This window comes from Tessaracoccus rhinocerotis, from assembly GCF_007197885.1.
Classification (GTDB): Bacteria; Actinomycetota; Actinomycetes; order Propionibacteriales; family Propionibacteriaceae; genus Arachnia; species Arachnia rhinocerotis.
Map to the genome: position 1 here is coordinate 236866 of NZ_VKKG01000004.1, position 18920 is coordinate 255785.

Annotated in this window: 16 protein-coding genes; 10 read left to right on the forward strand and 6 right to left on the reverse strand. The window is 68.1% G+C overall.

The window, feature by feature from the left end; genetic code table 11:
• The first annotated feature begins 9 nt into the window (after positions 1–9).
• Genes FOJ82_RS11000 through FOJ82_RS11015 form a run of 4 tightly spaced genes read left to right on the forward strand, consistent with a single transcriptional unit; the run spans position 10 to position 4013 of the window.
• The gene (locus FOJ82_RS11000; protein ID WP_221933130.1) at positions 10–1185 is read left to right on the forward strand and encodes a glycosyltransferase; all 1176 of its coding nucleotides are present in this window, start codon (positions 10–12) and stop codon (positions 1183–1185) included.
• Entirely contained in the window at positions 1182–2081 is a 900-nt protein-coding gene (locus FOJ82_RS11005) for an ABC transporter permease (RefSeq protein ID WP_246099847.1), read from the forward strand. Before FOJ82_RS11000 ends, FOJ82_RS11005 begins: the two co-directional genes overlap by 4 nt.
• Entirely contained in the window at positions 2059–2928 is an 870-nt protein-coding gene (locus FOJ82_RS11010) for an ABC transporter ATP-binding protein (protein WP_246099848.1), read from the forward strand. Before FOJ82_RS11005 ends, FOJ82_RS11010 begins: the two co-directional genes overlap by 23 nt.
• A gap of 35 nt (positions 2929–2963) precedes the next feature.
• On the forward strand, positions 2964–4013 hold the full coding sequence (locus FOJ82_RS11015; RefSeq protein ID WP_221933131.1) for a glycosyltransferase: 1050 nt from the start codon (positions 2964–2966) through the stop codon (positions 4011–4013).
• A 34-nt stretch (positions 4014–4047) separates the two neighbouring features.
• Here FOJ82_RS11015 and FOJ82_RS11020 read toward each other — a convergent pair whose 3' ends face one another.
• Entirely contained in the window at positions 4048–5157 is a 1110-nt protein-coding gene (locus FOJ82_RS11020; protein WP_143938534.1) for an acyltransferase family protein, read from the reverse strand.
• Positions 5158–5212: 55 nt separating this feature from the next.
• A complete protein-coding gene (locus FOJ82_RS11025) occupies positions 5213–7498 on the reverse strand; it encodes a D-glucuronyl C5-epimerase family protein (RefSeq protein ID WP_185975744.1) in 2286 nt (761 codons plus the stop codon).
• Positions 7499–7717: 219 nt separating this feature from the next.
• On the opposite strand from FOJ82_RS11025, the gene FOJ82_RS11030 reads away from it, so the two are divergent.
• From FOJ82_RS11030 to FOJ82_RS11055, 6 genes are all read left to right on the forward strand, one after another.
• The gene (locus tag FOJ82_RS11030) at positions 7718–8314 is read left to right on the forward strand and encodes an acyltransferase (protein ID WP_143938536.1); all 597 of its coding nucleotides are present in this window, start codon (positions 7718–7720) and stop codon (positions 8312–8314) included.
• Positions 8311–9399 (forward strand): DegT/DnrJ/EryC1/StrS family aminotransferase, encoded by a 1089-nt coding sequence (locus tag FOJ82_RS11035; protein ID WP_143938537.1) that lies wholly within the window; start codon positions 8311–8313, stop codon positions 9397–9399. Before FOJ82_RS11030 ends, FOJ82_RS11035 begins: the two co-directional genes overlap by 4 nt.
• A gap of 1 nt (position 9400) precedes the next feature.
• Positions 9401–10393: a Gfo/Idh/MocA family protein gene (locus FOJ82_RS11040; RefSeq protein ID WP_143938538.1), complete on the forward strand. Its 993-nt coding sequence runs from the start codon at positions 9401–9403 to the stop codon at positions 10391–10393.
• A 29-nt stretch (positions 10394–10422) separates the two neighbouring features.
• A complete protein-coding gene (locus FOJ82_RS11045) occupies positions 10423–11157 on the forward strand; it encodes a DUF6270 domain-containing protein (RefSeq protein WP_143938539.1) in 735 nt (244 codons plus the stop codon).
• 61 nt (positions 11158–11218) lie between these two features.
• Positions 11219–12523, forward strand: a complete 1305-nt coding sequence (locus FOJ82_RS11050; protein ID WP_143938540.1) for a nucleotide sugar dehydrogenase — start codon at positions 11219–11221, stop codon at positions 12521–12523.
• Positions 12516–13994, forward strand: coding sequence for a glycosyltransferase (locus FOJ82_RS11055; RefSeq protein ID WP_143938541.1), 1479 nt, complete (start codon positions 12516–12518; stop codon positions 13992–13994). Before FOJ82_RS11050 ends, FOJ82_RS11055 begins: the two co-directional genes overlap by 8 nt.
• 18 nt (positions 13995–14012) lie before the next feature.
• Here FOJ82_RS11055 and wecB read toward each other — a convergent pair whose 3' ends face one another.
• From wecB to FOJ82_RS11075, 4 genes are all read right to left on the reverse strand, one after another.
• Positions 14013–15077, reverse strand: coding sequence for a non-hydrolyzing UDP-N-acetylglucosamine 2-epimerase (gene wecB / locus FOJ82_RS11060; RefSeq protein WP_143938542.1), 1065 nt, complete (start codon positions 15075–15077; stop codon positions 14013–14015).
• Positions 15078–15153: 76 nt separating this feature from the next.
• A complete protein-coding gene (locus tag FOJ82_RS11065) occupies positions 15154–15744 on the reverse strand; it encodes a MarC family protein (protein WP_143938543.1) in 591 nt (196 codons plus the stop codon).
• A gap of 20 nt (positions 15745–15764) precedes the next feature.
• Entirely contained in the window at positions 15765–17939 is a 2175-nt protein-coding gene (locus tag FOJ82_RS11070; protein ID WP_143938544.1) for a M15 family metallopeptidase, read from the reverse strand.
• On the reverse strand, positions 17936–18910 hold the full coding sequence (locus FOJ82_RS11075; RefSeq protein WP_143938545.1) for an NAD(P)H-quinone oxidoreductase: 975 nt from the start codon (positions 18908–18910) through the stop codon (positions 17936–17938). Before FOJ82_RS11075 ends, FOJ82_RS11070 begins: the two co-directional genes overlap by 4 nt.
• Positions 18911–18920 lie beyond the last annotated feature (10 nt).

Sequence of the window (18920 nt, forward strand, 5' to 3'; positions counted from 1 at the left end):
GACGCTTCGATGGCGCTGGACGTCCTGATGCTCGTGGCCACCTCGGTGGCCACGGACAGCCGTGTGCTGCGGGAGGCCGCGACCCTGGTCGGCGCCGGCCACCGTGTCCACATAATCGGCCGTTCCGTCCCCGACGACTTCGAACCCGCAGTGGGCGTCACCGTCTCCAGCGTCGGTACCTCCTCGGTGTTCCGCGCCGAGGGTCGGCCCACGCTGCAGGGACGCAGGCTCCAGGCGCCCGTGCGGTTCGCACGCTGGTTCCTGCTGCCGCAGCACCGGCGCTCGTCGTTCGGACGGTGGGCCGACGGTGCACTCGCCGACGCCCGGAACCGCCAGTTCGACGTGGTTCACGCGCACGACTTCACCGCGCTGGCCGCCGGTGACGAGCTGGCGCGCGAGCGAGGGGTCCCGCTGGTCTACGACTCCCACGAGCTCTGGTCGGGGATGCCCCGCCAGCACCGCCCCACACCCCTGGCGGACCTGCGGGACCGGCGCGCAGAGGCCGAACTCGGAGGGCGGGCGACGGCGGTCATCACCGTTGGTCGGGGGGTTGCGGAGGCGTTGGAGCGCCGGTACCGCTGGGACAACGTATCCGTCGTACGCAACACCTTCCCGCTCCGTGACGAGTTGCCGGAGCCGCTGGCGGCGCCGACGGGCCTCGTCTACGCCGGCCGGGTGAGCGCCTACCGGGAACTCGAGACGATCGCTGCTGCCAGTCCCGCCCTCGGACTGCCTGTTACGGCATGCGGACCCGCAGACGAGACCTGGCTCACCGCCTTCGAACCGGGAACCGTGGAGGTCCTGCCGGCCCTGTCGCTGGAAGGCGCCTCGAATCTGATACGGGAGGCAGGCGCCGCGCTGGTGACCCATTCGAACCGCTGGGAGAACCACCGGCTTGCGCTGCCCAACAAGCTCTTCCACGCCGTGAGCCTGGGAGTCCCGGTGGTGGCCACCGACGTCGGTGAGCTGGCCCGAACCGTGCGGGAACACAACCTCGGCACGCTCTACACCCCGTCGGACCCCGCCTCGTTGCAGGATGCCGTCGAACGGCTGTGCAGGGAGTACCCTCAGTTGGTCGCATCCGTGCGAGCGGCTCGGCAGGAGCTCTCCTGGGATGTCGACGCACAACGGCTCGTCGGACTTTATGCGAAGCTGGGCCGTGAGGAGAGAGAAGGACAAGAGTGACAACCTCATCGCATGGCCGGGGCGGGGAGCTCGTGGGTGAAACTGATCCCGTCCCCAAGCAGGAACGCCGGGTCTACAAGCCGCACAAGGCGGGACTGCCGAACCTCCCCAGCTACTTCGCCGAACTCTGGCAGCGCCGGGACTTCGCCATGGAGCTCGCCCGCACCAACCTGCGCGCTTCCAACACCAACACCGCGCTGGGCCAGCTCTGGCTGGTGGTGAACCCGCTGCTCCTGGCGGGGGTGTACTTCCTGCTGGTCTCGGTGCTGCGCGGCGGCACCGGCGGCGACGATGTCTTCCCCAAGATCGCGGCGGGGCTCTTCCTGTTCTTCTACGCCTCGGGAACCATCCAGTCCTGCGCCACCTCTGTGACCAACGCGGGCAGCCTGATCCTGAACATGAACTTCCCGAAGATGCTGCTCATCTTCTCCAACGTCTACCTGAACTTCCGACGCTTCATCCCGACGCTGGGCGTCTACCTCGTGATACACATCATCTGGCAGCTGCCGTGGACCTGGCACATGCTGCTGCTCCCCGTCGCGATCCTCCTGGCGACGCTCGTGTCCATCGGCCTGGGGGCGATAATGGCCACCTCCCAAGTGTACTTCCGTGACACCGCGCAGTTCCTGCCCTACTTCATCCGCATCTGGCTGTACCTGTCCCCAGTGCTCTACACGGCGGAGGAGTTCCTTGCCGGCCCGATCGGTGCCCGCGTCGGGGAGCTGATCCAGGTAAACCCGATGTTCGCGGTCCTCGGAATCTGGGCCGACGCACTGCACGGCATCCTCAGCCCTTGGCACTACTTCGCGATCGCCGTGGTCTGGGGCTTGGGCCTGGCCATCGGTGGTGTCCTGTTCTTCATCTCAAGGGAGCGTGAGTTCGCTGTCCGCCTCTGAACAACCCCTGGAACGTGACCCGGGAGCCCCCGAACCCGTCGCCGACGCGACGGTCTCCGGAGACCTGACCCGCGGCGAGGACTCGGCGGTCATCGTCGACGACCTCCACATCACCTACAAGGTGAGCCTGGAGCGCAAGACCTCCCTGAAGAACGCACTCGTGCGTCGCACCCGCAAGCAGGAGGTGCGCTACCGCGAGGTGAACGCGCTCAAGGGCGTCTCCTTCGAGGTGCCGCAGGGCAGGTGCACCGGCTTCATCGGGGCCAACGGTGCAGGCAAGTCCACCCTGATGCGTGCGGTGGCCGGCATCCTCCCGCCCACCGGCGGCCAGATCGAGGTCAACGGCAAGGTCAGCACCCTGCTGGCGCTCGGCGTCGGCTTCAACTCCGCCCTCACCGGCAGGGAGAACGTTATCCTCGGCGGTATGGCCGCCGGCCTGAGCCGTGGGGAGGTGCACGACAAGTTCCAGGAGATCGCGGACTTCGCGGACCTCGGCGACTTCATCGACATGCCGATGCGGACCTACTCGTCGGGCATGTTCTCCCGCCTCGCGTTCTCCGTGGCCGTCAACATGCACCCTGACATCCTGATCATCGACGAGGCGCTGAGTGCCGGTGACGCCAAGTTCAAGGAGAAAGCCAACCAGAAAATGTCCGAGCTGATGGGCACGGCCGGCACCATGCTGCTCGTCTCGCACGCGCTGGCCACCATCCAGGAGCTCTCGGATGAGGTCATCTGGCTCCACAAGGGCAGGCTGATCCACCGGGGGGACCCGAAGGAGACCTGCGAGCGCTACCTCGACTTCCTCAAAGTTGGTGACGAGGCGATCGTCATGGAGGACTTCTGAGCGCCAAGGTCTCGATCGTCACCACCGGCCACGACGTGGCGGACGCGCGCCTGCACCGGAGCGCCGCCGCGCTGCGCCGCGCCGGTGCCGTCGTCGAGGTGCACGGCTTGGGGGATGGCACCCAGGGACCCCCCGGCTGCCGGGTCACCACCGCCCCGCACACCGGGAAGGTCGGACGACTGCTGCGGGCGCTCACGTGGCCGTTCCGGGCCGAGGGCGACGTCCTGGTCACCATTGATCCCGACACCTCTCCGGCGGCGCTGCTGGCCGCTCGACTGCGTCGTCGCCGCTGGGTGGCCGACGTGCACGAGGACTACGCAGCCCTCCTCGAGGACCGGGCCTGGGTGCCACGGCCCCTGCTGAAGGTCCTGCAGGTGGCAGTGGGTGCGATGAACGCGCTGATCGGGTGCGCCGACCTGGTGCTGGTGGCCGACGAGCACGTCCCGCCGCGCCAGGCGCGCAACCGACAGGTGATGCGCAACGAGCCGGACTTCTCACTTCTGCCGTCGCTGGTGCAGGCGGTGGACGGCTCGCCGTGGCGGGCCGTCTACATCGGGGACAACCGCACCTCGCGCGGGTTGCGCACCATGCTGGAGGCCGTCGCGGCCACGGCGGGGGACCCCGAGCCGTGGCAGCTGGACCTGGTCGGGCCGGTTTCGGAGTCGGACCGGGAGTGGTTCGAACGGAGATTGGCCGAGCCGGACTGCGCACTCGTCACCGCACATGGGCGCCGGGACCCGCAGACATCGTGGGAGATCGCAGCGGGCGCGGACGTGGGGTTGTGCCTGTTGGAGAACACGCCGGCCTTCGCCGAGGCGATGCCGTCAAAGGTTTACGAGTACCTTGCCTGCGGGATGCCGACGGTGGCCACCCCGCTGCCCCGGGTCGTGGAGTTGTTGCACCGCACCGGTGCCGGGGTCGTCGTCGATTCGGCCGCCGAGACTACCGCGACGCTGCGCAGGTTCACCACGGATGCGCCGTGGCGCGCGGACCTGCGCGAGGCCGCCCGGGAGGCGGGTGAAGTGGCCCGGACCCGCCGCAACACCTACGACGAGGCTGCGAAGCGCATCCTCGCGCTCCGGTAGGAGCGGCGTTCGCCCGCAACGGTGTGGATCTCCGTCATCGGACAGGAGGCCCGGGCGGCCGGGACGACCCCGTCGACGTCGTCCGCCAGTCCTCCCGAATCAGGTCCTCAACCTCGGCGGCTGTGCTCTCACGGGGAGCACCCGGCGTCCGGTACAGCCACGGCAGCCGATGGCGGGTGCGGTCGTAGAGCCAGATGGAAAGGGCCACCAGCGCGATCACGAGCAGCGGCACGAGGAACAGTGTGTGACGGGTGCGCAGGGCGGGGAGCGCCGGGAGCGCCAGGGTGACCAGTGTCAGCGCGAAGGGGTGCACCAGGTAGATGGGCAGCGTACGTTCGGCGAGGTGGCGCCCAAGCCGGCGGACCCGGTCCCACCGGGAGACGAACTGGCTCAGGCCGAGGACTGCTGTGCAGCCCATGACGGTCAGCAGCGGGGTCAGGTCCACGCCGTCGGGTGAGTAGGTGAAGCGTGCGATCGGGACGTAGGCGACCACGAGGACGGCCACCACGGCGAGGTGGGTCCGGGCTGCCAGCACCACCAGGGGACGGACGAAGGCCCCGAGCGCGAAGAACACCAGGAACTGGCAGTACCGGATCAGGGTGAGCAGGGCGTCGTCGGACAGCGCGCCGGCGTCGAGGGAGCGCGGCAGATCGGACGCGATGACGTAGAGCACCACGCCGATCCCCACCACCAGCCAAGGCGCGCGACGCAGCAGCTTGGCGGTGACGAAGAAGGCCATCAGCAGGGGCAGGTACCAGTAGAACCCGCCGAAGGTGAGGGTCCAGCTCAGCGCGCGCATCATGAACTCGCCGAAGACCTGCGGAGCGTAGGCCAGTGCGTAGAACACTGCTATCGCGGTGGTCCACAGGCCGAAGGTCCACAAGTTGTCCAGCAACCGCGGCCGCAGCACCCGCGGCCAGGGACGACGCAGCGCCCGCACCGCGAGCACCCCCGAGACCAGGAAGAACAGCGGCATCCGCACCGGCAGGAGCCACGTGCTCAGCACGCCCCAGAACTGCTCGCTGTACGGGGCGCCGGGGGCGAAGTTCTTCAGCGCGGTGAGCGCCACGTGGTAGACCACCACGAGGACGACGGCCACAGCCTTGGCCGTGTCCGCCCAGTGCAACCGCTCCCCGTTCGACACCGCGTCAGGCTATCAGCCCGACCGTCGGGAACCGCCACGGGGGAGCGGTCAGGGGTTACTCCTCGTAGAACTTCTGGAACGGGTCGAACAGCGGCAGTTCGTAGCTGTCCAGTTCCGAGGTCTGTGCGGTTCGCATGCGAGCGTTGTCGGCGGACTGGTCGCGCGGGATCTTGCCGTGTTGCGACGGCGCCATTGCCTCCCAACGAACCGCGTAGTCCCTGAGGAACTTCGCCTGATCCGCGGTGAACCCGGCGGCGATCGCGCGGGTGTAGAGGCTGCTCAGTTCGGCCACGTGCGTCTCGTGGTACCCGTAGTGGATGTTCCTGTCGGTGTAGATGGGCGGGACCTCCACCGCTGTGGAGGTGCTGCCGAGGCTCACCGACTGGATGTTGTGCCACATCCCGTCCATGTAGGCCTGGACGCGGATGCTGCCGCTGCCAGAGACTGTGATGGCGTTGTCGGGGGTGTCGTGGACGTAGAGGCCGTAGCTGGGGTCGTGGTGTGACCCGAGCTCCTGCGCCTCACCCAGAGAGATGTTGCGGTACTCCACCGTCGTGCCTTCGAGGCCGTAGCTGCCGGTGAGCAGCTGGACGAGCAGGCCGCAGCCGGGATCGACGTCGGCGGTGAAGCTCGTGGTGTAGGTGGCCCACGTCTGACCCCGGTTCTTCTGGGTCTCGTGGACCAGACGAGTGGCCTTGCCTTGGCAGTGCTCGTAGACGGCAATCCGGCCGGAGAGCCCGGCGACGCCGTCGGTCAGGGTGAGGCGGGAGTCCATCTGTAGCGTGAGGTCCGTCCCGGGAGTCACCCTCGAGGCGGGGACCAACTGCTGGATCCCCTGCCAGTTCTCCTTGTCACTGCGGATCTTGACCGTCAACCCGGAGGAGGAGACCGTGGACTTCGACTGGGGTGCGATCGAGGCCCACTTGTTGACGTGCTGTCCCGACTCGTACACGGCCATGAAAGGCTCGAGCATGCGGCCGGTCCAGCTGGTCCGGTCCACAAATGGGATGTCAACCTTCTCGCCGTTCAGCCGGTAGCCGGTGATGTTGGCGCTGCTGCCCGGCTCCCTGGTGAATCGCAGCGGTGCGGGATGGTCCATCCGCACCAGGTCGTAGCTGGTGAGGATGCCGCCCTGGACCGGTACCTCCATCTCCGGGAGCACGTCCTCAAGGCCGGTCAGGGCCTCGTTGAACAGTTCGCGGGTGAACTCGTCACCGGTGTGCCGCGCCCAGATGTCCAGGCCGATGATGGCCTCCAGGTGGCCGTTGAGCACGGTGGTGGGTGGGTTCGAGGGGTACTCCTCGAACCAGAGGAAACCGTGGTCCCGGTGGGTGAAGCCACCCTCGGAGAAGGGCACGCGGAAGCTGGCGAGGATCTCCTCCCCGCGGACCTGCCACTGCTCGTCGCCCGTGACGGTGTGGAGTTCGGCCATGAGCCCGAGGGCCGCGCCCTGGGCCAGCCCTGAGATCCAGCCCGGTTCCAGGGGCTGGATGACTTCCGCCCCCTCGCTGGGGTCGAAGGGGAACATGTAGGGGAACCAGCGTACCGTCTCGCCCTCATGGGCCTGCGTGGTGGAGCCGTCCAGCAGGGTGTCGGTCCCGATCTTCAGCAGGCACTCCCACTGTGTGCGGTTGCTCTCCCGGAGGCTGGAGTTGCGCAGTATGTGGCGCGTGAAGTTCGAGATCGACGTGGGGTTGTACAGGGTGTTCGGCTCGTACGGGGTCTTGACCGCGTGCGGGACGAGCTTGCCGTCCACCTTCGTGATGGCGAAACCGCTGGGGATCCAGGCGTCGTTGCACGGACCGGGGGGCGGCGTCGTCGGGGTGGGGGCCGGAGCCGGCTTGAACCGGACCATGCTGTTGAAGATCCAGTCGCTGACCCAACCGTAGGTGGTGGGGTCCTGTGAGACGACGCCGATGGCCTGCCCGTAGATGTAGCTGCGGCAGCCGCCGCGGCCGGTGGCCGCGGTGTCGCACTCCGTGTACCACTGGCGACCGTCGGCGGCCGTCCAGGAGCCGTTGGCCCCGAGCGGGTTGCCGACCCATTGGGCACGCGTCAGGCCGGACAAGTAGGTCAGGTTGTTGAACACCCATCCCTCGGACTGCACGTAGGCGCCGTTCTCGTAGCGGACCTGGGTGGCGAGGATGTTGGTGTGGCACCGCTCGGTCTGCGAGTACGGCTCGCACCACGTGTGCCACTGGCGGCCGTTGATGGTGTGGTAGCCGGGCGTCGAGTAGACGTCGAACTCGGCCGCCGCATCAGTGCGGGGAAGCGCGACCACTGCTGCGACGGCGAGCAGCGCTACCGCCAGCAGAATCCTGAAGTGCCTTGTGATGGACATGTGGAGCTCCTGGTGATACCGGAGGAAGAGGCATACCCGGGAAACGGTACCCCCACGGGGCCGCATCTCGTGCATTGGCCCCTTGTGGGGCGGCATTGTCGCTTGGCACAGTGGCGAGGGGCACCACTCGGGGGGAGCCATCGCGTCCCGCGGGGGTGGTGGGGACCGGGACGTCCGTACGTTGTATGCTCACCCGTAGCAACTTGAAGGGACCAACACATGGTGCGAATCCAGGACAGCGCCGACGTCTCACCCGAGGCAGTCATCGGCGAGGGCTCCTCCGTCTGGCACCTCGCCCAGGTGCGCGAGGGCGCAGTGCTCGGAGAGAACTGCATCGTCGGGCGCGGCGCCTACGTCGGCACCGGAGTCCGGATGGGCAAGAACTGCAAGCTGCAGAACTACGCCCTCGTCTACGAGCCGGCGGTGCTCGAGGACGGCGTCTTCGTCGGTCCCGCCGTCGTGTTCACCAACGACTACTTCCCGCGCTCTGTGGACCCCGAAGGCAACCTGAAGCGCGGCGACGACTGGGAGCCGGTAGGCGTCACTTGCCGCGAGGGTTCCTCCATCGGCGCGCGGGCGGTCTGCATCGCCCCCGTGACCATTGGCCGGTGGGCCATGGTCGCTGCCGGTGCCGTCGTCACGAAGGACGTTCAAGATTTCGCGCTTGTGGCTGGTGTTCCGGCCAGGCGCATCCGCTGGGTGGGGCGCGCCGGTGTCCCACTCGAGGCCGGTGAGAACCCGGGAGAATGGGTCTGCCCCCAGACCGGCGCCAAGTACACCGAGGCAAACGACACACTTTCGGAGGTCCAGCAGTGACTGATTTCATCCCCCCGGCCAAGCCGATCATCGGTGACGAGGAGCGGGAGGCCGTTGATCGCGTCATGCGCTCAGGCATGCTCGCCCAAGGCCCCGAGGTCAAGGCGTTCGAGGAGGAGTTCTCCGCCCACTTCGGCCTCGGCCGTGCGTGCGTGGCCGTGAACTCCGGCACCTCGGGTCTGCACCTGGGGCTGCTGGCCAACGGGATCGGCGCCGGTGACGAGGTCATCGTGCCGTCGTTCACGTTCGCTGCGACGGCCAACTCGGTGGCGCTGACCGGCGCCACGCCGGTGTTCGCCGACATCGCCGCCGATGACTTCACCCTGGACCCGGCCTCGGTGGAGGCCTCCATCACCGAGCGCACCAAGGCGATCATGCCGGTGCACCTCTACGGGCACCCGGCCAAGATGGCCCAGCTGCGCGCCATCGCCGACAAGCACGGGTTGAAGTTGTTCGAGGACGCCGCCCAGGCGCACGGAGCTTCGCTGGACGGCACCCCCGTGGGCGCCTTCGGTGAGTTCGCGATGTTCTCTCTGTACCCGACCAAGAACATGACCTCGGGTGAGGGCGGCATGGTCTCGGCCGCCGATGACGTGATCGAACGGAACCTGCGGCTGTACCGCAACCAGGGGATGCTGCAGCAGTACCACAACGAGGTCGTCGGCCTGAACAACCGCATGACCGACATCCACGCCGCGATCGGCCGCGTCCAGCTGACGAAGGTGGACGCCTGGACCAAGCAGCGCCAGGACAACGCCGCGTTCCTGTCCGCCAACCTCGTCGGTGTCGCGTCGCCGCCGGTGGCCGAGGGTGCGGTGCACGTCTACCACCAGTACACCGTGCGGGTTCCGGAGGACCGCGACGGTCTGGCCGCGGCCCTGAAGGAGCAGTACAACGTCGGCTCCGGCATGTTCTACCCGGTGCCCAACCACCGCCTGAAGCCGTTCCAGGCCGAGGTCGACCTGCCCGAGACCGAGCGCGCCGCGAAGGAGTGCCTGTCGCTGCCGGTGCACCCGTCGGTGTCCCGGACTGATCTGGAACGCATCGTCGAGGCCGTGAACACGCTGGCGAAGGCAGGTGCGTGAGATGGCGAACCTTCGTGCCGGTCTGATCGGTCTGGGAATGATGGGGCGTCACCACGCCCGCAACCTGCGTGCCATCGATGGTGTCGACTTGGTGGCCGTGGCCGACCCCGGTGGGGACCCGCATGGTGTGGCCGGGAGCCTGGAGGTGAAGTCCTCGGTGGAGGAGCTGATTGCCGAGGGCGTGGAATACGTGGTGGTCGCCACCCCTACCGCGACCCACGAGGAGGTCGGCACCAAGCTCGCCGAGGCCGGTGTGCATGCTCTTATCGAGAAGCCCCTGGCGAAGGAGACCAGCTCCGCGAAGCATCTTGCGGAGCTCTTCGCCGCGAAGGGGCTGGTTGGTGCGGTCGGTCACATCGAGCGCTACAACCCGGCGCTGCAGGAACTGCGCAAACGCCTCGAGCACGGTGACCTGGGTGACCTGTACCAGGTCCAGACCCGCCGGCAGGGCCCGTTCCCGGCCCGGATCGCGGACGTTGGTGTGGTCAAGGACCTCGCCTCCCACGACATCGACCTGACGGCGTGGGTGACGCAGCGCAAGTTCGAGCTGGTCGCTGCCCGCACGATGAGCAAGGCCGGTCGCGAGTACGAGGACATGGTCTCTGCCACCTGCCAGCTCTCCGGTGGGCTGATGAGTAGTCACCTGGTGAACTGGCTGACCCCCACCAAGGAACGGATCACCATCGTCACCGGTGAGAAGGGCATGTTCGTTGCCGACACGTTGACAGCGGACCTGACGTTCTACGCCAACGGCAACGTACAGACCACTTGGGCAGACATCGCCCAGTTCCGGGGCGTGTCCGAGGGCGACGTGACCCGCTTCGCGATCGCCAAGCCAGAGCCGCTGCGTACCGAGCACGAGCAGTTCCGCGACGCAGTCCTGGGCCGGGACGCAGACATCGTCACGATGGAGCAGGGCGCTCGTGTCGTCGAGGTCTGCGAAGCCATGATCGAATCCAGCCGCACCGGGCAGTTCGTCGAGCTCTCGAATTGACCTGCTAGGACCCCAAGGTTGGAGGAGCCGTGGCGGGAATCTTCGTCTCGGGCGGGTGCGTCACGCGAGACACCTACGAGCAGATCAAGTCTGAGCACGTCCTGACGGGATACAGCGCCCGACAGTCGCTGATCAGCGCCAACTCGAGGCCCACCACCCTGGAGGTCGACCCCCGGGGAACTGGCTTCGAGGTGCGAGCAGTGATGGACGACCTCAACTCTACGCTGTTCGGGAAGATCACGGAGCAGGCCGGCAGCACCGACCTGTTCGTCATCGACCTCCTGGTGGAGCGGCTCGGGGTGCTGGCCCTGCCCGACGGCAGTTACGTCACCCGGACCCCCAGCCTCCACAAGAGCGGCGCGATCGGGGACTTGTTCCTGGGGGCACCCTGGATCAAGTTCAACACCCCGGAGCACCGCCGACTCTGGACCGTGGCCGCGAACAACCTCGTTGACCGCCTCCGTGAGCTCGGCATGGTGTCCCGGACGCTCTTGGTGGAGACACCCTGGGCCTCCACGTCCCTGACCGGCACGCCGGTCAAGCCATTCCTCGGGTGGCCGACGGAGGAGGTGGACAGGTGGTACGAGCCGTACTACGAGGTCCTGAGGGGTCTGGGAATCCGGTCCATCCGGATTCCCGAGGAGCTCGTCCTCTCCGACGACGAGCACAAGTGGGGCGCGTCCCCGTTCCACTACGCGCCCGCCGCCCACGAGTGGCTCGTGGGCCAGTTCAGGTCTGCGCTGGCTGCGTCCGGGAGCAGGTAGGCACTAGTCTTTGTTCGGCGTCGCGCCCAAAGCGCGAGCCTCGTACCGGTAGGAGTTGCTTGTGAAGATCACCGTTGTTGCGTTGGGGAAGATCGGTCTGCCGCTGGCGGTGCAGTTCGCTGCTTCCGGGCACGAGGTCATCGGTGCAGACGTGAACCCGCAGACCGTGGAGCTCGTCAACGCCGGGACCGAACCGTTCCCCGGCGAGGCGCATCTGGCGGACAAGCTCAAGGCAGCCGTCGACGCGGGACGGCTGCGCGCCACCACCGACACCACCGCGGCCGTGGCCGAGTCCGAGGCGGTGGTCGTAGTGGTCCCGCTGTTCGTGGATGCCGACAGCCTGCCGGACTTCGGGTGGATGGACGACGCCACCCGCGCGATCGCGGTCGGACTCAAGCCGGGCACGCTGGTCAGCTACGAGACGACGCTGCCGGTGGGCACCACCCGCAACCGTTGGAAGCCGATGCTGGAGGAGGGCTCCGGCCTAAGCGAGGGCACCGACTTCCACCTGGTGTTCTCCCCGGAGCGGGTCCTGACCGGCCGGGTGTTCGCAGACCTGCGCAAGTACCCCAAGCTGATCGGAGCCCTCTCGCCGGCCGGTGCCGAACGGGCACGCGAGTTCTACGAGGCGGTGCTGCAGTTCGACGAGCGCCCGGACCTGGAGCGCGGCAACGGGGTGTGGGACCTCGGCTCGGCGGAGGCCTCCGAGATGGCCAAACTGGCAGAGACCACCTACCGCGACGTGAACATCGGGCTGGCCAACCAGTTCGCCCGCTACGCCGACACCGCAGGCATCGACGTCTACCAGGTGATCGAGGCCTCGAACTCCCAGCCCTACAGCCACATCCACCGCCCCGGGATCGCCGTGGGCGGGCACTGCATCCCCGTCTACCCGCGCCTGTACCTGTGGACCGACCCCGACGCGTCGGTCGTGGATACCGCCCGCAAGGCCAACGCCGCCATGCCCGCCTACGCAGTCCAGCTCGCCGCCGACGCGGCCGGCTCCCTGGAGGGCAAGCGCGTCGCCGTGCTGGGTGCCTCCTACCGGGGCGGGGTGAAGGAGACCGCGTTCTCCGGCGTGTTCCCCGTGGTGACTGCCCTGACGGAGCAGGGCGCCCACGTCGCGGTCCACGACGAGATGTTCGACGACGAGGAGCTGACCAAGCTCGGCTTCACCCCCTACCACCTGGGCCAGGACGCCGACGTCGCCATCGTTCAGACCGACCACGCCTCCTACCGTGACCTCACCGCCGCCGACCTCCCCGGCGTAGGCACGATCGTCGACGGCCGCCGCATCCTCGACCCGGCCGCGTTCCCCGACACCAGGATCCTCGTCATCGGCCAGGGGGAGCCACAGCGTGACTGATACTCCACGCGTCGTCCTGTTCCGGCACGCCCCGGTGGATATCGACTCCAGGGTCAAGAAGTTCGCCATCACGCTGCAACGCGCCGGCTACGAGCCCGTCGTGATCTCGGTGGAACCCCTCGGCGGGACCGCCGGGGAGTTCGTGCTCGGCGACGGGATCCGCGTGATCCGCGTCCCGCTGCAGAACGCCCCCCAGAAGACGGTTCGACTGAGGCGGGACAACCTGGAGGCCAGACGGGCGCTCCACCGTCGGCGCGCGGCGTACCGGGAGCGCGTCAGGGGCGCGGACGCCGCATCGGCGAAGGCCGGTGCCAAATGGGCCCTGACCACGGCGAAGGTGGCTGCGCTCAAGGCTGCCAGCGTTGCCTCCGAGGCGTCGTTCCGGATCCAGCGTGCCGTGGCGCACCGTGCCAGCCTGCGGGACCCGTTCGTCGCGGCTGCAGTGGAACGCAACCTGCCCGTGGTCTCCGACGTGACCCACACCCTGACCGACCTGCTGGTGGAACTGAAGCCTGACGTGCTCCATGCCCACCACCCACAGGTGCTGCTGGCCACGCGCGAGGCGCTGAAGCAGTTGCGTGCCCAAGGTGTCGACGTGAAGTTCTACTACGACGCACGCGAGAACTTCGCCGGGATTCCTGCCAAGGAGCAGGGCAACCAAGCCGCCCACCAGGCACTGCTGGCCTGCGAGGCCGCCATGATCGGTGAGGCGGACGCAGTCTCGACCGTCTCCGAGCCCATCGCCGAGGTGCTGCAGAAGAACAACCACCTGGGGGACAAGCCGTCGGTGTTCCTGAACATGCCGCCGCTGGGCGAGCTCACAGGACCCACCACCGTCCGCGAGGCCGCCGGACTGGGTGACGACGTTCCCCTGGTGGTCTACTCCGGCACCATGAGCTGGGCCCGTGGCATCGAGGCGATGGTAGAGGGCATCAAGCACATGCCCGAGGACGCGCACCTCGTGGTGGTGTCCGTGCCGCTGCCGCACCCCATGATCCCCAAGCTGGAACTGCTTGCGCAGCAGCACGGCGTGGCGGAGCGGCTCCACTTCGTGGGGCCGGTCAGCCAGAACGAGTTGCTGCACTACCTGTCCGGTGCAGACGTGGCCATCCACCCGTTGCCCGGCGGATCACCCAACCATGACGCGGCGATGCCGAACAAGCTCTTCGAGTACCTGCACGCCGGACTGCCGCTCGTGGTCTCGGACGCCAAGCTGATGGCCAAGTTCGTGAGCCAGCAGGGAGTCGGGCGGGTGTTCACATCCGAGGACCCCGAGTCCTTGGGCAAAGCGGTCACCTCAGCACTCGCCGAGCCTCCGTCGCAACGGGTGGCCGAGGTGGCAGCGGCCTACTCGTGGCAGGGTCAGGAGGGTCGGATCGTGGAGCTGTACAACTCGATCACAGGGTACGACGGGCGTACCCCACGAGTGGACGAGCCGTTCGGCTCACTCGAGGTCCGCCCGGCGCCCTGAGGCATTCTTGGCAACCGATCAGGCGTGGTCGATGAGGGCCTGCACCGCCCGTTCGGAGGCGTGACCGTCGCCGTACGGCTCGCCCCGCTGAGCACCGGGGATCGGGCGAACCATGACGTCGGCGAGCTGCGTGAGTTCCGGGTCCAGGATGTTCCAGCCGTTCTCAAGGGTTTCCACCCACTCGGTTTCCGTCCGGATGGTGGTGGTTGGGGTGTCCAGCAGGAAGGCCTCCTTCTGCAGGCCGCCGGAGTCGGTGACGACGCCGGCGGAGGCCATGATGGCGCGCACCATCTGGGGATAGGCGAGAGGTTCGGAGGCGACGAGGCTGCCCTCGCCCAGATTCAGCCCGTGCTTCGTTGCCAGCGCCACGAGGCGGGGGTGGGCGAGTAGTACCACCGGCACCGGGGCCGCCTTCATGGCCCCGAGGATGGCGGCCAGGCGAGCCGGGTCATCGGTGTTGTCCGCTCGATGAATTGTGGCCAGCACGAAGGGCTGGGCCGGATCCACACCAGAGGGTAACTGGACGGGGTCATCGGCGACCGCGTCGCGGGTGGCCAGGCACACGTCGGTCATCACGTCACCGATCATCAGTGCCCGCTCGCCGAGCCCCTCAATGGTCAGGTTCTGCACTGCGACGTCGGTTGGTGCCAGAAGCAGGTCCGAGAGATGATCGGTGACGATCCGGTTGTGCTCCTCTGGCATGCGTCGGTTGAACGAGCGGAGGCCCGACTCCAAATGGGCCAGCTTGATGTGCATCTTGACCGCGGCGAGCGCAGCCGCCGCGGTTGAGTTGGTGTCTCCGTAGGCGAGTACCCAATCGGGCTGGTGCTTCTCCAGCACCTCGTCCATGTGGGCGAGCATCGCGCCGGTCTGGCGTCCGTGGGTGCCGGAACCGACACCCAAGTGGTCGTCAGGGGTCGGGATGCCAAGATCGCGGAAAAACACGTCCGACAGGAGCGGATCGTAGTGCTGGCCGGTGTGCACGATGACGTGCTCCACATCCGAGTGGTTGGCCGCGGCCCTTGCGATCGGACCGAGCTTCACGAACTGGGGACGTGCTCCTACGACGCTCATGATCTTCATGGATACGATTCAACCACAGGCAGGACCCGAGTCGCGTCCTGGTCGTGGACGGCCAGACCACCCGAAAGCCCCAGGATCAGAGGAAGAACTCCTTGATACCTGCGAATGTCATCTGCACGCCCAGAATCACCAGGATCATCCCCATCAGGCGCTCGACGGCTTCGAGGGCGCGTCGCCCGAGGACGCGTTGCAGGAAACCCGAGAAGTACAGGACCACCGTGGTGATGACCCAAGCGGCCACCAGTCCCCCGAGGAACAACGGCCAGTCGTCAGGTGTTTGGCTGACCAGCACGACGATCACAGCCAAGAGTGAGGGTCCCGCCACGTAAGGCACAGCCAATGGAACTATGAAAGGCTCGTCATGGGTGGCCTCCACCTTGATGGTCCGCTCCGGCGTAGGAAACACCATGCGGATGGCGATCAGGAGGAGGATCACCCCACCGGCGGCCTTCAGGGCGGCGTCCTCAATGCCGAGGAGAGTGAGCAGCGTTCGACCCGCGAAGAGGAAGCTCACCATCAGGGCGAGGGCGATCAGGCACTCCCTCAAGATCACCCACTGCACGCGCCCGGGTGCGGTACGGCGGAGTGCCGACAGGAACAGGGGAACGTTGCCGAGCGGGTCCATGACGATGACGAACGTGAACGCTGACGAGATCAGCACCTCCATGCGTGGCCCCCGCCTCTGTCTCAACCATTGACCATGGTGATGTGTACCACATGGCCTTCGAGCCATGCGGTCTCGGTCCATAGCCCGTCGGGCAGTGCCCGCTCCGCCTCCCAGGAGCCGGCCTCGTCGGAGGCCACCGTCACGTCGTCGCAGCCGCGGTTGGCAGCCTGCCACGTCTCCAGCCAGATGGCGGCCGCCTCGTCGGAGGCGAACTCCATGGCCAGCGTCACCCCGGGTCTGCCGTCGGAGCCCAGGGTCCCCTCGAGGACCGCGGTCGGGGCCTGCAGTTCCGGCTGCGGCAGGCAGCCGAGCGCGAACAGGTCGACGGACTTGCGCTCGGGGTCCACCTCGTGGGCGAAGGTGCCGTTGCCGGTCCAGCCCTCGTCCACGGAGCCCTCGGCCACGACGCCGTCCCAGCCGGAGGGCTGCGCCAGGTCGTCGGAGGTGAGCGTCCCCGCGGTCCGGGCCGACGGCTCGAGTCCGACGCCCATCGGGCTCAGCTCCGACGTCGACGTCGCGGTGGCGGTCTTGCGAGGCCCGCGGTACTCGAAGTGGTGCCAGTCCCAGCCGCTGAACCAGGACCAGCCGAGCGACTTGAACACCACCACCGGCGCCGACGACGACGTCAGCTGCCCGGGCACAACCGGAGTGCGGTCCACGTGCGCGGTCGAGGGCCACCACCGTCCGGTGGGGTCACGGTAGGGGTTCTGCCACGGGTTGATGTCGACGGCGAATCCGTAGGAGTGCGGTGACCGTGCGCTGGGGTTTCCGACCACGGCGCGGCAGTTGAACGCCGACGAGTTGTTGGCGGCCATCATGGCCTTGTCGTCGCCCTTCCAGTGGTTCGGGTTCACCATCTGGCCGATGGGGAAGCGCTTGGCCAGGGACTGCTCCAGCATCTTCGCCACGTCTGCCGCCAGGTCCTTGCGGACGATGATCTCGCCGCGGTGGACGAGCCCGTCGAGTCCGTAGTGGTTGGCGCGGATGGTGCTGAGCCCGGGGGCGCCGACGGGGCAGCCGACGCGGTAGGTGTGGTTGATCTCCGCGGGGGTCGTGGCCGTGATCGACGTGTTGGCCCATGCCATCCGGGTGACGGTCACGGAATCGGAGGAGCGCCAGAGTCCGCCCGCCGCGGTGGCGGCCTGGGCTCGGACACTGATGGCCCCGAGCTTGCCGACGTTGAAGTCGTAGGTGGCCGAGAAGCGCCCGCTCGAGTCAGTGCGGACGGGGCCGATGCCCGTCCAGGTGCCGTTGGCCCAGACCTGGGGCGTGACGACGATGTTGGCCACTGCCGGCACCACCGACCCGGTCACCTGGGGCGTGGCGAGCGGGTCGATCTGGCCCGGACCGGAGATGGTCACGCTGGGTACGGCGATGGTGGCCTCGATGGAGTGGTGGCTCCCGTTGTCGAGGGTGGCCCTGATCTCGGCGTAGCCTGCGAACTCGGCGCCGAGCTCGGCGCTGAACGCCCCGTCGGAACCGGTCTTCGCGTAGCCGGTGTCCCAAACCTTGCCGGTGTGGTCGCGCAGTTGCACCGTCACCACCGCACCTGCGTGGGCGCCGGAGACGCCGCCGCTGACCGCGATCGGCGCCACCTGGCGGTAGAGCGCGGCGCTGGGATGCCCGGGATGGGCGGCGGCGCCCACCTGCACGGTGGCCCCGGCGGGGACGGCGGGACCGGACGGCTTCTTCGGCTCGGCGGGGCGGCTGAAGTCCACCATGTTGTTGAACACCCACTTGTGGACCATGCGGTAGCCGGAGCCGTGGTGCTCGGGCGTCTTCGCCCAGATCAGCGAGCGGCAGCCGCCGTACCCGGTCCAGGCGGTGTCACACTCGGTCTTCCAGCGGCGGCCGTCGATCATGTGCTCACCGGAGGTGGCCAACGGGTTGCCCACCCAGTTGGCCCGCGGGCTCGGCTTGTAGGTCAGGTTGTTGAAGGCCCAGCCGTTGCTGTTGACGAAGGCGCGGCCGTTCCACGTCGTCGTGGTGGCCCAGATCTCAGTCCGGCAGCGCTCCACGGTGGTCGAGTACTGCATGCACTCGGTCTTCCAGCGGCGGCCGTTGACCAGGTGTTCGCCGTCGGTGGTATACACGTCCACCTCGGCGGCCGCGGGGGCGGGTGGGCCCAGCACCACGGCCAGGGTGGCGATCATGGCCGTGGCGAGCGCCACGGCGAACCTGCGGGCTGTCCTCATGGGTGCACCAGCACAATCTTGCCGACGTTCTCCCCGCCGTCGAGCAGTTCGTGGGCCCTTCGGGCCTCGTCGAATGGGATCCGCGTCTCGGGCGAGGTGCGGATTCGGCCCTCCTCGATGAGGGGCCAGACGGTCTCTGCCACCATGCGGCAGATCTGCGCCTTCTCGGCCGCCGGACGGAAGCGCAACGAGGTGGCGTGCACGGAGCCGGACTTCGCGAGCAGCATCCCCAGGTTGAGCGTTCCCTTCACGCCGCCCTGCAGTCCGATGACCACCAGACGCCCCCCGCGGGCGAGGGCGGAGACGTTGGCCTCCAGGTACTTGGCGCCCATGATGTCCAGCAACACGTCGGCGCCGTGGCCGTCGGTGGCCTGCTTCAGGGCGTCCACCCAGTCGGTGTGGTAGTCGATGGCGATGTCGGCGCCGTGGCGACGGCAGTGCTCGAGCTTGTGCTCGCTCCCGGCGGTGGTGGCCACGGTGCAGCCCATGGCCTTGCCGTACTGGATGGCGAACGTGCCGATGCCGCCGGCGCCGCCGTGCACGAGCAGCGTCTCCCCGGCGGTGAGGCCGGCGACGTCCATGTTCGAGACCACCGTCGCGGCCACCTCGAGCAGGCCACCGGCCGTGACCAGGTCGACCCCGTGGGGTGGGGGGACCAGCTGCCCCTCAGGCGCCACGAAGTACTCGGCGTAGCCGCCGCCGGCGAGCAGGGCGACCACCTCGTCGCCGGGCCGCCACCGCTGCACCGCGGACCCGACGGCCTCCACCACGCCGGAGGCCTCCAGCCCGAGGGTCTCGGAGGTGCCCCTCGGGGGCGGGTAGTGGCCGCGCCGCTGCAGGATGTCGGCGCGGTTCACGCCCGAGGCGACGGTCCGGACCAGCACCTCGTCCTCGCGCGGCTCCGGGCAGGGTGCCTGCCCCACCTCGAGGACTTCAGGCCCGCCGGGCTCGGCAACGATGACAGCGCGCATGCCCGTCACT

Coding starts and splice junctions, on each gene's coding strand:
- FOJ82_RS11075 (WP_143938545.1), bottom strand. CDS start 18,910: ATGCGCGCTGTCATCGTTGCCGAGCCCGGCGGGCCTGAAGTCCTCGAG.
- FOJ82_RS11025 (WP_185975744.1), bottom strand. CDS start 7,498: ATGTCCATCACAAGGCACTTCAGGATTCTGCTGGCGGTAGCGCTGCTC.
- FOJ82_RS11070 (WP_143938544.1), bottom strand. CDS start 17,939: ATGAGGACAGCCCGCAGGTTCGCCGTGGCGCTCGCCACGGCCATGATC.
- FOJ82_RS11030 (WP_143938536.1), top strand. CDS start 7,718: ATGGTGCGAATCCAGGACAGCGCCGACGTCTCACCCGAGGCAGTCATC.
- FOJ82_RS11000 (WP_221933130.1), top strand. CDS start 10: ATGGCGCTGGACGTCCTGATGCTCGTGGCCACCTCGGTGGCCACGGAC.
- wecB (WP_143938542.1), bottom strand. CDS start 15,077: ATGAAGATCATGAGCGTCGTAGGAGCACGTCCCCAGTTCGTGAAGCTC.
- FOJ82_RS11040 (WP_143938538.1), top strand. CDS start 9,401: ATGGCGAACCTTCGTGCCGGTCTGATCGGTCTGGGAATGATGGGGCGT.
- FOJ82_RS11065 (WP_143938543.1), bottom strand. CDS start 15,744: ATGGAGGTGCTGATCTCGTCAGCGTTCACGTTCGTCATCGTCATGGAC.